Source organism: Zavarzinella sp., from assembly GCA_041399155.1.
Classification (GTDB): Bacteria; Planctomycetota; Planctomycetia; order Gemmatales; family Gemmataceae; genus JAWKTI01.
In genome coordinates, this window is the sequence record JAWKTI010000001.1 from 919764 (window position 1) to 933982 (window position 14219).

Below are 14219 nucleotides of genomic sequence, written 5' to 3' on the forward strand. Positions count from 1 at the left end.
CTAGTTGATAAAAGCACTTAATGCAAATTTTACGGGTTGCCTGCTGCAGGCATTTGACTGCCAGCAGTGGAGCCTGCTCCTGCCCCTGAGGAAACACCGACGCCAGCACCTGCACCCGGAACGGCACCGCCACCCTGGGCATTCGCACCCACGCCGGCACGGACTGCGGGAGAAGGAATGACGACGCGGGGTTCCGCACCATCGATTCCGGGCACCGCTGGGTCGTGTGGAATCACCTGAAACTGGGTGGGGCGGCCAGTTGTGGTGGCAGACAGATAGCTTTTCACAGCTTCAATACGTTCGTTGTCCAGTTTCACCCGCATTTCACCATACGCACCCGGCTTTTCGGCATCGTAGGCAATATCGCGTGCAGTCTGCAGGTAGATCGTGGTGTCTGGCTGTGGCCGACGTCGGGACAACTGATCCAGTTTGTCCATTCCGGCTGCATTCAACTTGCCGGTACCACGTTCGAAATGGGTATTCCACAAGGTCTGGTCCAGCACATGGCCGTTCTGAACCTGGGGAATGAACAATTCGTGCTGCAGACGACGTGATTCGTTGCTGTAACGATCTGGCCAGCAATTGTCGGCGACTCGGTCATAACCATCGCCAGTGCAGCCAGTTGCGGCGATGCCGCTGGCAAAAACGCCAAAAACGAACAACTGTTTTAATTGTTTTCTCATCACTTTACCATCCTTGGAAAATACTGGTGGCGATCAACAACAATCAGCACCAGGTGACTCCTTCTGAAAAACCAGGTTTAACCACCTTTCAACAAACCCTTCTGAATCTGAATTGCAGCTGGTCCTACCAGCACAACAAAGATTGCCGGGAAAATAAACAACACCAGTGGGAAGATGAGCTGCACGGCAGTTTTGGCAGCTTTTTCTTCCGCAATCTGTCGGCGGCGGGTCCGCATCGAATCCGATTGCACCCGCAGTGCCTGGGCAATACTGGAACCAAAACGGTCGGCCTGGATCAGAATAGCAGCAAGTGCTTTCACATCGTCCACACCGGTCCGCACACCCAGATCGTGTAACACTTCCCTTTTAGTTCGGCCCATTTGCAACTGAACATTGGCAATGTTCAGCTCTTCGGTAATAGTTTTTGCATGATCCTTCATTTCTTCGGTAACTTTTCTCATGGCAGCATCCAGACCAAGCCCGGATTCCACGCACACCACCAGGAGGTCAAGTGCGTCCGGAAGTGTGAGAAAAATCTCCTTTTTGCGTCCCGATACCAGCATGTGCAGGCCAATCTGGGGGATGTAAAATCCTAATCCACCCGCTAACAGGCTGTAAATCAGAGCGTTCTGTGTAAATCCTTCGGTAAGCAGCATCACCCCCGCAGTGGGGATCAATACCAGACCGATGATCAGCACCCGCAGACCGTTATAGATCAGCGGTGCCGATTCACTTCGAAAACCAGCATTTGCCAGCCGGGTTTTCAGCTTATTTTTTTCCAGGTCGGATTTTCCTTCCACTGCCACGCCCAGTTGGGCAATTGCTTCCCGCAAACCAGCAAAGCGTTTGGCAGATTCGGGTTCCTCTTCCACGGGGCGGCCCTGACCCATTCGCAGGAACCGCTCTTCTGCCTTGCTCTGCTTTTTGCTGAACAAGGTTACCAGTGCCCAAACCATCCCCACCACCGTTACAAAGATGATGATGGGGGTCATTTCCGCCAGGGATACAGCCATCAGGGGGTTCATGGTGTTTACTCTCGGTGCTGTGATATTTCTTCGGGTTGATTACACTTTAATGTCAATAATTTTCTTGATGGCGTACGAGCCGATCAGCATCAGCACAATCGCACCCACACTCATCTGCACGCCCATCGGATCGGTCCACAGCAGCGAGATATAATCCGGCTTCATGAACAGCATCATAATGAACAGACCAATCGGCATCGCGATCAGCACAATTCCGGACAGACGACCTTCTGCCGTCAGTGCCTTGACCTGACCAAGGATCTTGAACCGTTCGCGAATCACGTAACCGATCCGATCAAGGATTTCTGCCAGGTCACCACCGGTTTGCCGCTGAATTGCAACCGAAGTAACAAAGAACTTCAGGTCAAGGTTCGGCACTCGTTCGCACATATTGAATAATGCTTCTTCGATCGCGACCCCATAATTCTGTTCTTCGTATACTCGCTTGAATTCCTTCGCAATCGGGTTGGGCATCTCATTGGATACCGTGTGCAGGCCAGAGGACAGTGCATGTCCTGCCCGCAACGCCCGTGCGGTTAATTCCATCGCTTCCGGCAATTGTCCGGCAAACGCTTTCAAGCGGGAAGCCCGCTTGAACCAGAGCCAGCCAAACGGCAGCACACCCAGCATTGCCGCACCAACGGGTGCCACATAAATATTGGCAAATGCTGCACTGAGCAGAGCACCCACCAGAGCAAGCCCCAACGCAATTCCAAACAGTGCGGAAGGCTTGATCGACACATCCGCCTGCTCGAACATTTTCGACACACGCAGAAAATCCGGTGTCAACCGTTCCAGCAGATTCCCACTGCGAACTTCCTGCAGTGCATTACGGATCATCAAGTCTGCAGAAGTATCATCAGCACGTCCGCCGTAACCCACAACTGTATTCAGTCGATCGATTGCCCGGGTCTGGGGGGACAGACCTTTGGTCAATACAAGGGCAATCCCACCAATCAGGCCGGATACGCCGATAAAAACTAACAACGCTAAAATCAGTGGACTCATGGTGTCTATCCTCAGTACTCGCCGGGGAGGGGCCCTCGGTAATGGTGGTTAATCTCTCAGTAGTACGCGTTCTGTGAACATATTCGAAGGCAACTTAATTCCTTTGGCTTCCAGCCGGGCGACAAACGAAGGCCGAACTCCCGTTGCTTCGAACTGGCCGAATGCACGACCCTGGGGATCGACACCCATCTGACGATAACGGAAGATTTCCTGCATAATGATGACATCCTGCTCCATATTCATCACTTCGGTGATGCTGGTAATCTTTCTGGGGCCACCCTGCAGACGGTTTGCCTGAACCACCAGATCGACTGCCGAGGAAATCTGTTGCCGCATCGCTTTGATCGGCAACTCGAATCCCGCCATCATGATCATGGTTTCCAGTCGGCTCATGGCATCCCGCACGGTGTTGGCGTGCAGGGTGGTCATGGAACCAGAGTGACCGGTATTCATGGCCTGAAGCATGTCCAGCGTTTCGGATCCACGGCACTCGCCGATGATGATCCGCTCAGGACGCATCCGCAACGCATTCTTCACCAGGTCGCGGGTGTTCACCGCACCTTTCCCTTCAATATTTGGTGGGCGGGTTTCTAACCGCACCACGTGATCCTGCTGCATCTGCAATTCGGCAGCATCTTCGATCGTGACAATTCGCTCATCCCCAGGGATAAAGCTCGACAGTGTATTCAGCAGGGTGGTTTTACCGCAACCAGTACCCCCGGAGATTACCACGTTCAGTCGAGACTTGATGCAGGCTTCGAGCAGCATCGCCATTTCCGGAGACATTGCCTTATAGCCCAGCAAATCTTCGAGTTTCAGCGGATTCGCACCGAATCGCCGAATCGACAGCGACGCACCATCCAGTGCGATCGGTGGGATCACCGCATTCACCCGCGAACCATCTGGAAGGCGGGCATCGCACAACGGGCTGGTTTCATCCACTCGCCGACCCACTTTGGAAACAATCCGGTCAATAATCTGCAACAAATGGTCGTTGTCGCGAAAATTGATGTCGGTTTTTTCCAGCTTCCCACGCCGTTCGACGTACACATTTCTGGGACCGTTCACCAGAATATCCGAGATTGTCGGATCCTTCAGCAACGGCTCCAGTGGGCCAAAGCCCAGGGTCTCATCGAGGATTTCCTCGATCAGCTTTTCCCGCTCCATCCGGTTCAGCAGCGGGTTTTCCGTATCGCACAGATGTTCAATTACCCGCCGGATATCGCGTCGGAGGGCTTCTGAACCCAGATCCTTCACCCGCGTAAAGTCCAGCCGTTCCACCAGGCGGGCGTGGATGATTTTTTTCAATTCGTCGAAGTTTTTGCCGTTACCACTGCCACTGGTGGAGGGTGCACTGGTTGCAGAGAACCCGCGCATACTGCCATTCATGCTGTTCAGCTTCGACAAACCTTGTTGTAATCTCGACATAGAACTACTCGTGAGGTCTTTCAGGGTGCGTTAATATCTTGTGGGCGAAGATCAGCTAAACCAACCTTTCTTTTTCGCCGTTTCAGTCGTAACTTCCTGTCCTGTAATCGCTTGCGCCAAACCATGGATGCTCTGGTGCACTTTTGATTTCGGGGCAAACTTAATCAGTGGCATCCCAGCCACGCGGGAACCGATCATCGGCTTCGAATCGTTCGGAACCTGCCAGAAGACAGGCTTGCCGATCACTTCTTCCGCTTTTTTCACAGTGATGCCCTCTTCAAGCATCTCCGATCCAGCCCGGTTAATTACAATTCGCGTGCGGTCCCCCATGTCACCTTCCTGATTCAGGGTGTGGGTCAGACGGACCACATTCCGCAAACTGCTCAGCTCCAGTTGAGCTACCAGCAGAATACTCTCTGACATTCGCAAGGCCATCTGATCGGTGGCCAGCAGGCATTTGCTCAGGTCCACCACCAGGTGGCTATAGCTCAACTTCAACAAGTTTAGAATTCGTTCCACGTGAACTTCGTTAATTCCGACAATTTCATGAAGTTCGATGGGGTGACGAAGCACCGAAATCCCAGTTTCGCGGTGCTTGATCATCGCTCTTCGCAGATAATTCATATCCAGGCGTTCAATATTGCGCGCCAGATCGCCCATACTGATCGTGTCGCTGGTGGGCAATTCGACCGCAATGTCGGCATCGCCCATTGCCAGATCGAGGTCGATCAGGGCAACGCTGGTTTCCGGAAATGAAGCGAGACTTGCCGCCAGATTCACGGCGAGGCTGGTACAGCCGACGCCACCACGGGAACCAAGAACAGAAATAATCTGGCCTGATTCCGCCGGGCCGGAAATGGTACTTCCGCCGGAACTGCCTGGGCGGTCCATGGGACCACTGTCCCGAGCGGACAGCACTTTCCGAAGAGAAGTAACCAGGTCTTCCAGGGTAATCGGGGTAGTTAAAAAGTGGGCGGCACCCCGTTGTAAGGATTGCAACAGTGCCTGACTGTCGCGGCTGACCGTAATAATGGGCAGATTACGGTATTCGGCAGTCAATTGACTAACCATATTCAGGGCTTTGTTCTTATCGCCATCCAACGAAACCAGAATCAGATCGGGGACAGAATTCTGGATGACATCGTAGAAGTACTCGTAACGAGCACATTCTGCTTCCAGCCACACAAAATCGACACCCAGCAACATCGCGCGGAGCGATTCGCGGCTCAGTTCATCCGGATCTACAATGGCGATACGACGCATAATATTTCACTCTGCACAGAATTCTTTGCTGTCCACAGACTATATAGCACACAGAACAGCACTTTGGGGCGAATTACCTATTCTCCGCCAATTCCCCCACTTGCCGGAGCAGTGGCGATCCGTGGGACACTGATTGGAACCGGAATTGGTTCCGGGATCGTATTTGGCATCACCGAAGGGATGCTCAATGGCTGTCGAATCGTCCGATCGCTGATGGAACTGGTCCCCACACCACTGTTGGGTGCGGGCATTTCCGTGGCAGGGACCGGTGCCGGCATGGTGGCTGGCACTGAAGGCATTGCTGGAACGTAAGTCCCTGTGGTGCCAGTGGTTACGCCTGTTGGGCAGTTACCGGTCGCACAACCAGCACCTTGACCGTTTTCACACATCCCTTGGTTACAAGGGTAAGGAGTTTTCGAGTTCAACCAGGCAGCTTTATAGGTGTGCCCTTCAAAGATGCACCGTGGTCCTCGGGGTGCTTCAAGAATGGTTTCCAGGTAAAACTCAAAATCATCCACTTTCCGGGTTTCTGAACCTGGCAGTGGGCGGGGCAATTGACCAGCATCCGCTGCATCCACCAGGCGTGGGGTTACCAGAATCACCAGTTCAGTTTCTGTTTCCTGACTGGTTGCAAAGCTGAACAATGACCCCACATAAGGAATATCGCCCAGATAGGGTACTTTGGTTACCGAACCCTGAATCGAAGTCTGAATCAGGCCGCCAATCGCATAAGTCTGACCTGGTTCGCAGGCAACCGAGGTCGTCAATCGCTGTTCATCGAAAGCAGGTGAAGTACCAAAGGTTGTTGGCAGTGCGTTCCCCTGATTGATCGATCGTACTACACCGGTGATCGTCAGGCTGATTTTGCCATTACCGTATACGACGGGCAGGAACGTCAGTTCTGTACCCACGTTTTGATAGCTGACACCAGGACCAGTGATCCCAGCGGATGCACTGATGACAGGCACCTGACCACCGACCAACAGGTTTGCTTGCTCACCACTGCGTGCCACCACGGTGGGGCTGGAAACCAGTTTTGCCAGACCTTCTGTTCGCAGGGCACTAATCAGCAACTGAATATTGCTGGGGGTAAGGCCCGCCACCAGGTTTGCCGTCGAGGTGGGCAACACGTTGGCCGCATTGGGAATCACACCCACACTAGCAGCTGTAGCACCGGCACCACCAGCGGCCTGTTGCGATACCAGACCACCTAACAGGCTACCACCGGAAACGGTGTTGCCGTTGACGATCCAGCTTGCCCCACGGCTGCGTGCCTTGGAGCGATCGACACGTGCCAATGTCAGATCGAGCTGTACGTGGGGAACATTGCCGCCCCCACCAACGGTGACCGTATTTACTGCCACTCGCAGGCCTAACGCTTCGGAAAGCTGCGTCAGTGTTGCCCGATCATCTTCCCGTGCGGCGTAACCAGACAGAATAATGCTGTTACCACTGTCGCCGATCGGGGTTACATCGACTGTCGCCGTAGGTACGGTGCGTCGAATCAGAGTTTTTAATAATTCCAGATCGCGTTGAACCACGACCAGGTATGTTTCTTTGACACCATCCGCATCGGTCAGCTCCAGAGAGCTTGTTCCCGCTGCCACCCCACGCAGAATCAGATAGGTGGGGTCGACCGCATCGTTCACCACTTGAACAATCCGGTCGTTCTGGTTAAATGCCTGGCGAATCGGTTTCTTGGTGGCCATCTGAAATCGAGCCTGCCCACCAATGGAAACTGTGACTGCGCCGGTGCGGTCTGCCTTGGCCATTGGCGAAGGCTGTTGACCAAAGACCGGGCTGGTTTGATTCCAGACACCGATCGATAATAGGGCCACCAGGACCCATGTTTTCATTCGCTTGAACGGGTGCATCCTTCACCTCTCTCCCTGTGGAGACTGATCTGTTGATCAATATTTCCTGAATCAATCAGAATCAGCCTACTGGTTTGAAATCCTCAACCTTGTTTTCTGTTGCTGCCGGAGCCGTATTAGGGACTTCTCCTTTAGACAACTTCTTCTCATACTCGTCGGCATCTTCTTCCGACTCAAACGACTTCCACTGCCCTTCTTTCACTTCCATCCAGATAATCCGCTGGCTGACCGCACCTTGTAAGGTTTGTTCGAACCGTTTTAATTTCTTCTTTGGGATCACCACGACCGGAACCGTTTTCTTTTCTTCTGGTTTCGGTGCTTCCACCACTTTCGGCTCTTCTGGCACTTTCGGGTCAGAGGGTGGAATGATTACCACTTGCTCTTTGGCCAGGGCATCCTGATACAGGGACTGTCCTGCAGACAAAGACTTCACCACAAATTGCCCTTTGTGATTCTCCAGATTGGTTACTGCACCTTCGGGTGCCACTTTGGTTTCCAGTTTGTCAAAAAATTCCGCAATCGTATCATTCGACAGCACTGTATTGGTGGGCACTTCCTTTTTGGCCAGATAGATCGTTTCCAGCACCACTTCCGGAGGAGGTGGGACCACGGCTTTCTTCACCACATCGGTTTCCACACCCAACCGTTCTGGATCCAGATCACCCATGTGGGGATCAGGACGATCCTTGGTTGCTTTGCTCAGTTCCACATTTCGCAACACCAGTTTCAGGCGACCGCGATCTTCAGCGGCGGTCAACATCAGACTGTGAATCTTCTGAACAGCCAGCGATACTGATTCGATCTGTGGGATCACGCGACCAGTACCCTCATCCAGTCGGTCTTTGTTATTGACCCCCAGCACCAGCATCCCTTGCAGCAGCAAGTGAACCTGAGAAGTATTGGTACCACCGATCCGCTCGCTGTAGAGAATATCTACGCGGGAACCGGGCTGCACGAACACGCCCGAATCCACCTGACTTACTTTCACTGCCATCTGGAAGTAACCTTCCGGGATTGCAACACCACTTCCCTGACCCACATCGGCAATCGTCAGTGGGGAACCGAACTTCACTGTGCGGTTCACCGTTTTATCTTTGACCAGGGCAAAATCTTCTACCACATCCTGGGGCACCAGATTTTTCGGATACGGTGCATAACCAACAAACTCTTCCAGTGATTTCTCATCCAGTTTTGTGCCAATAGGAATGTCCTTTTTGGCCACTGGGACCTGGATCATTTCCGCTGTAGCTTCAGGTCGCGCGGATAATTTTGCTACAGCAATTGCGGCGATCAACCCGCAACCTAGCGCGACCGCTAGTACGATCAGATTTTTTTGCTTCATGGCTGCCTACTCTACTGTTGAATATCTCGTGCTCACGTTCCGCAACAGGATTACTCACCGTTGCAATTCAGGTCGAAACCTGGCCATCCCTGGACTTCTTTTTTGGTGGCTTCCCACCAACTTCTTACCTGTTGCAATCTGGGTAAGATGGGTAAACATTCACTGTGCTTTCAGATCGGCAGCCGAATTCATTTTCAATGGTTGTTTCGGCAGCACCGTTCGGGAAACTTCAATTATTCTGTCTTTGATGGCTTTGCCAGTTTGGCTGGATTGTGGCGTTTTGCCAGTTATCCAGAATCTGACATGCCCGTTCATCAATTCATGAACAGCTTTGGTAACGCATTTGTGTAATACAGGTAACCCAGATGCCCCAGAAAACCGATACACAAGGGCACTCCATATGGGAGACGGTCCCATCCTGGCCGTCTTTCTGAAGAGCGTGCGGCTGCCTGACTTGGGCCCACGGTGACCAGCACTTTCATATCTTTGGCAATTTCCCGGAAGTTGCTCAGGTTCTTTTTGAACTTTCGTCGACAGAGCATCATCACGATTCCGAATACCCCGCCGATCAGTGCACCCCAGGCGAATGACCAGAGCAGGATGGAAAGTGCGTCCTTGAACAAAAAGAAAGCACCCAGCCAGGAACCGAATCCCATCAGCATCTTGACATCGCCCTGACCCATGCCAACGATTGCAAGCAGCCAGCCCAGAAGAGCAAAGCCGATCATGGTGCAGGCAAAGGCACCTAAAAAGCTACCCACTCCAGCATCAACATGGACATTCATGCTGTGCAACAGGCCCAGATACCACCCACTGACGACCAGAGACAAGGTGCACCAGTTGGGCACTTTGAACGCCCAGCCATCAATAACAGCGGCAATGATCATGCCGATGCAGATGATAACCAGTGGACCAAAGTTCGTGGTTGCGGGGGATACAGCAGCCCAGATCTGATGGCTGACCAATGCCAGTACCACCCAGATAACGGCAATAAATGGAATGCGAACCATCGACATGACGAATGCCCGGTCGAGACCAAGGTCATCGGTGTCTGATGAATTGTTTGTCGGACTCGCTCCGCCGATGACAACATCATCGTGCGGTGCCTGGTGCTGCGGATCTTGCACTGTTTCTACCATCATCGTACTATTACCTCGAATATCCCTTCACATGGTCAAGGGGTGTTTTCGTGGCAGTCCGCAATTTCTGATTCAGAAGATGCTTTACTTAGCTGGCAGCGCCATTCAGCGAAACGTCAGCAAACGTCTGACTGGCACTGTTCCCCAGGGTGGTCACTGCTGCAATGCATACGACGATAATTAACGCAAGCATTACTGCATATTCCACTGCTGTGGGACCATCTTCTTTCTTCAAAAACCGGACTACCTCTTTAACCAATCGTTTCTTAATGCTCGTCATCACACTTCTCCTGTTCTGCACAATTCCTCTATCCATAAATCCGAAAAGCAACACAAACATCCCACGAACAGGAGGCTGGCGTACGTGCCAGCACGGAGGATGATTCGTTATCATGGGTGATGGTTCAGGGGGGGATCACACCAGGACAACCTTGCGAGCTGTTTACTTCGCAATAAAACTTAGATCGTTTCCTGCCCCTGTCAAATGAAGCTGCTGTCGAATCCGAAAAAAGATTCAAAACCGTTACATTTGTGAATGGCATTAAAATTAGAATTATCGTTAAAATTCATCCGATTGCTTAAATCGAATTGTCCCGACCTAGTTGGTAATTGTTTGGTGCAGTTTTTCTATTCCGCCCAATCTATTTCAGGCAGAATCTCAAAATTAGGCACTTGCCATAGATGAATTGTAATTTTTGCAAGAATTGTGGAAATTCCGATCCGTTTTAGCCACTTTCCATTTGCCTCGGTGCTCCACTGTACTACTGTTGGTGCAGCAAATGCAACTCTGCGTCTGGAACCACTCGCACGGGTACAGACCAAGCTCCACGGATTTCGGTAATGCAATCTGACTTAACAGCCACCATTAGGAAGATTATTGAAGAGTGGATCCAGTCTGGGGTTCCATCGCTGGAAACGGCGATTGCTGAATATCCTGAGCTTGCCGAAAACAAGAATGCGGTGCTGGAACTTGCTACGTTTGAATACAAGTTCCTTGTATCCACGGGAGTGGAGATCACACCGGAATCATACAGCCATCGATTTCCAAAGTATGCCCAGGCGTTGTTGCGAGTACTGGGCAATGTGTCTCAGGATGAACTTGGCTCAATGCCTGAAGCCACATTGAAACTGAGCGATAGTAAATCAGGTCCCAAACCGTCGCCAGCGCCAGCAACTTCGATGGTGGCAACTCCACATGCCAGTTGGCCACAGATCGGGGAACATCTTGGTCAGTATGTGTTGCTGCGGAAGCTGGGCCAGGGGGCGTTCAGCCGTGTCTATCTGTCACTGGACGAAATGACTCAGCGTCAGGTGGTGCTGAAAGTTACCCAGAAGATGACCGCCGAACCAAGTTTATTAGGAAATATTAATCATCCGAACATTGTTTCTCTGCTGACTGCCAGCCAGCAGGCGAACGGATTGAACTGCCTGGTCATGAACTACGTGGGCAGTGCGACTCTCGAAGATCTGATTGAATTGGTCAATCCCATTGAAGGTGGGGTTCCTCGCCCCAACAGTGCGGACGTTATTCTGGCAGCAGCCAAACGCCACCACCACAAGGCGGATCAGCTGCCCGATTTGGGCAAACAGGCGCAAGTACTTGCCAAATATAGCTTTATCGATGGGCTAGTCTGGTTGTTCCGGCAGGTGGCCGACGCACTTGCGTATGTGCACCAGCGGAACATCGTCCACCAGGATATCAAGCCATCCAACATTCTGCTGGGCTTCGACGGTCGCCCAAGATTAATAGATTTTAATCTGGCTTATGCCAGTTCAGCAAATAATTCCCAGATCGGTGGGACATTGCTCTACATGGCACCGGAACAGATTGAACAGATTCGTTTACCCAAAGAGCAGCGGATCGGCTCGAACTCTGCCTGCGATATTTATTCGTTTGGCGTGATAATGTACGAATTATTCGCTGGCGCCCACCCGTGGGGCCCGATTCCGAGCCGTCGAGGCACGCTGGAAATCGCAAAATCGATGAGCGAATTGCAACGCAAGCCACTGGTTCCGGTTCATTTGCTGAATCGGCGGGTCCCAAGGCGTTTGTCGCAGTTAATTTCGCAATGTCTGGAATTTGATCCTGCAAATCGCTTCCCCAGTGCGGCAGAATTGGTCAAAGAGTTACAATATTGTTACACTCCGGCCAAAAAATGGTCATTTGTCACTCAGACTTACACCGGTCGAGCTGCAATTCTGGCAGCTTCGATTGGCCTGGTCTCTGGTGGGGCATGGAGTATCAATTCCATGGCAGCCAGCCAGCCGATTATTGCTTACCAACAGCCCACCGCAGAAGAGCAGATTGCTGCCGCACGCAAAGCTATTCGAGAAGGGAAGCCCGACCAGGCTTCTGCCTATTTAACCCAGTTACTCAATAGTGATGCGAAAGCAGAATATTACCACCTGCGTGGGATCGCCAAGATGATGCAGCAGAACTGGTCTTCTGCTTCGGAAGATCTGGCACAGGCCTATCAACTGCAGACACAATCGGTGCCGTTTGCAACAGCGTATGCGGAAACTCTTTTGAAATCTGGCAAGCACCAGCAGGCACGGTCCATTTTCAGCGAATGCCTTCTTCGACAACCCGAAAACCACACCGTGCGGTGCGGCGTCGCCTACACCCAAATCCTGGCAGGAAACCTGATGGAAGCAGAAAAAACGATCAACGGTGGTCTGGAATCCCAGCCCACCCACCCACAGTTGCTGGCTAACTGGCTGAACCTGTGGGTGATGCGAGCGGTTACCAACAATGCCACGCTAACGGAATCGCAACTTCAGCGCGTGGAGTGGGTGGTGAAGCAGATGCCCAACGATCACCTGTTTCACCTGTGGGCGGCAAAAATCTACGCCTACCAGTTAATGTGGATGAAACGCACCAATAAAGGGACTGTTCAGGAACGCGAATACCTGCAACTGACCGGTCAACGATGGTTCCGAACTGCCTATGAAGCGGGGGTGTCCAGCGAACATTGGCGTTTTGACTCGATGTTTCTGTCGTTACTGGGTGGCAAATCACCCCTTGAGATGGGTTGGAAGGCACCGGAAAACGAAGCCCGCTACGACACCTTTTCATTTTTCTTTGGCAAACCAGCAGACCTGCTGCAACCTGAACCAGAAATTGCTGCGAAATGACCAACTGAATGCAACAGCTTTTTATCGGAGCGAAGCAGGATTAGCCGCGGAATTCACTTTTAAGCCACCTTAACCGGACAAATGCGAAACAGACTGGATTCCCGCCTGCCCAGGGTGATAGAATCAACTCTCGAATTTCAGCCGGGGAAATTTAGTTTCCCTTCAGCTTATTCCTGACAAACAAGTCGCGAGAATTTCCGCCATGTTGGGGAGTATGATTTTCACGTACATATTTCCCCACACAGTATTTGAACTCACGATAGTGGAATTGATCTGCCAGTCGGACAACAAAACCTTCCATTTCGTCGTCTGCAAATTTATCTCGATAGAGGTTACGGATCAGATCGTCATCCCACATACCATCATAGAGAACTGGAACAGTTGACAATCCCGGTGTTCCAGCTTGTTTTAGGATATCATCAAATAACGCAAACCATTCACACGTCTCATCCCAACTCAGGCAGTTGTTTTTATCATCCCACATCATCCAGGCCATGGCATAGGAAGGCAGATTTTGATAGTAGATGTCGTGCTTTACATAAAGATTTTCGACGTTGACACGATAACCCTGGGGAATGTCGTAACAGAATTTTGAATGGAAATTCTGTAACCAGTGCATCGTTTCATCTGATTTGAAATCAGTAGTACGGGCATGTAAATAATCCCTGTAAAGCGTATTCTGCCCACCATCCATCTTCACCGTGGCAATGACTCGATTTCCCTGGAATCGTTCCAGGTGCTCCATCACGCGATCATCTCCCAGATCGTCTTTTTCTACTTTTGGGCTGAAAGGAAGATGGCAGGTGCGTGGGTGTTTGACGTAATCGGTATACAGATTTAACACACCACCGAGAGTTAGCATTGTCTGAACGCTTTCATCCCAGTACAATTCCCCTCTCATCCGTCTGCCATTGGATAATACCGGATCGCCCCATACAGTATAAATCTGATTGAAATACAGATGGTCGGGCAGTATCAAACGTTGAATTCCTGCAGCTTTTCGACAATCATCCGGTGAAATCACCGTCATGCCAGCCTGCAGGTGACAGGAGAAGTTTCCTGATTCGGTTTTGTCGTATCCTCGATCACACAGCGTGACTCCGTTATCCAGAAAATAGCCACCAAACTGGTCTGGTGCTGTCCAGAGTCGCCGTTCCATGATGTGGTGGGCGTCCAATCGAACGTCGCCTTCCGCTTTCGCACCGCAGATGACACATTGATGACCATCACGATCGAACACGCCATCGCGAAATTGTGTTCGAGTCAGTAATTTTGGTTGCGAATTCGACATGACATTACCAAATAATCGACCAATTGTTACG

The 14219-nt window shown here is 51.6% G+C and carries 11 protein-coding genes; 1 reads left to right on the forward strand and 10 read right to left on the reverse strand.

What is annotated here, in order from left to right; translation table 11 throughout:
- Window positions 1-29 precede the first annotated feature (29 nt).
- The 9 genes from R3B84_03905 to R3B84_03945 all read right to left on the reverse strand — a co-directional run bounded on the left by R3B84_03905 (window position 30) and on the right by R3B84_03945 (window position 10042).
- Complete coding sequence (locus R3B84_03905; protein MEZ6139695.1) at window positions 30-683, reverse strand: hypothetical protein; 654 nt, start codon at window positions 681-683, stop codon at window positions 30-32.
- A gap of 77 nt (window positions 684-760) precedes the next feature.
- Window positions 761-1696 (reverse strand): type II secretion system F family protein, encoded by a 936-nt coding sequence (locus tag R3B84_03910; GenBank protein MEZ6139696.1) that lies wholly within the window; start codon window positions 1694-1696, stop codon window positions 761-763.
- Between the two features lie 51 nt (window positions 1697-1747).
- On the reverse strand, window positions 1748-2716 hold the full coding sequence (locus R3B84_03915; protein MEZ6139697.1) for a type II secretion system F family protein: 969 nt from the start codon (window positions 2714-2716) through the stop codon (window positions 1748-1750).
- 48 nt (window positions 2717-2764) lie between these two features.
- Window positions 2765-4144, reverse strand: coding sequence for a CpaF family protein (locus R3B84_03920; GenBank protein MEZ6139698.1), 1380 nt, complete (start codon window positions 4142-4144; stop codon window positions 2765-2767).
- A 51-nt stretch (window positions 4145-4195) separates the two neighbouring features.
- Entirely contained in the window at window positions 4196-5407 is a 1212-nt protein-coding gene (locus tag R3B84_03925; GenBank protein MEZ6139699.1) for an AAA family ATPase, read from the reverse strand.
- A 77-nt stretch (window positions 5408-5484) separates the two neighbouring features.
- Window positions 5485-7263, reverse strand: a complete 1779-nt coding sequence (locus R3B84_03930; protein MEZ6139700.1) for a hypothetical protein — start codon at window positions 7261-7263, stop codon at window positions 5485-5487.
- A gap of 79 nt (window positions 7264-7342) precedes the next feature.
- A complete protein-coding gene (cpaB, locus tag R3B84_03935; GenBank protein MEZ6139701.1) occupies window positions 7343-8623 on the reverse strand; it encodes a Flp pilus assembly protein CpaB in 1281 nt (426 codons plus the stop codon).
- Window positions 8624-8937: 314 nt separating this feature from the next.
- The gene (locus tag R3B84_03940; protein MEZ6139702.1) at window positions 8938-9765 is read right to left on the reverse strand and encodes an A24 family peptidase; all 828 of its coding nucleotides are present in this window, start codon (window positions 9763-9765) and stop codon (window positions 8938-8940) included.
- Between the two features lie 85 nt (window positions 9766-9850).
- Window positions 9851-10042, reverse strand: a complete 192-nt coding sequence (locus R3B84_03945) for a Flp family type IVb pilin (GenBank protein ID MEZ6139703.1) — start codon at window positions 10040-10042, stop codon at window positions 9851-9853.
- A 560-nt stretch (window positions 10043-10602) separates the two neighbouring features.
- On the opposite strand from R3B84_03945, the gene R3B84_03950 reads away from it, so the two are divergent.
- Window positions 10603-12897, forward strand: coding sequence for a protein kinase (locus R3B84_03950; GenBank protein ID MEZ6139704.1), 2295 nt, complete (start codon window positions 10603-10605; stop codon window positions 12895-12897).
- A 151-nt stretch (window positions 12898-13048) separates the two neighbouring features.
- Here the strand turns inward: R3B84_03950 and R3B84_03955 are convergent, their stop codons facing one another.
- Window positions 13049-14188, reverse strand: a complete 1140-nt coding sequence (locus R3B84_03955; protein ID MEZ6139705.1) for an RNA ligase family protein — start codon at window positions 14186-14188, stop codon at window positions 13049-13051.
- Window positions 14189-14219: the final 31 nt, after the last annotated feature.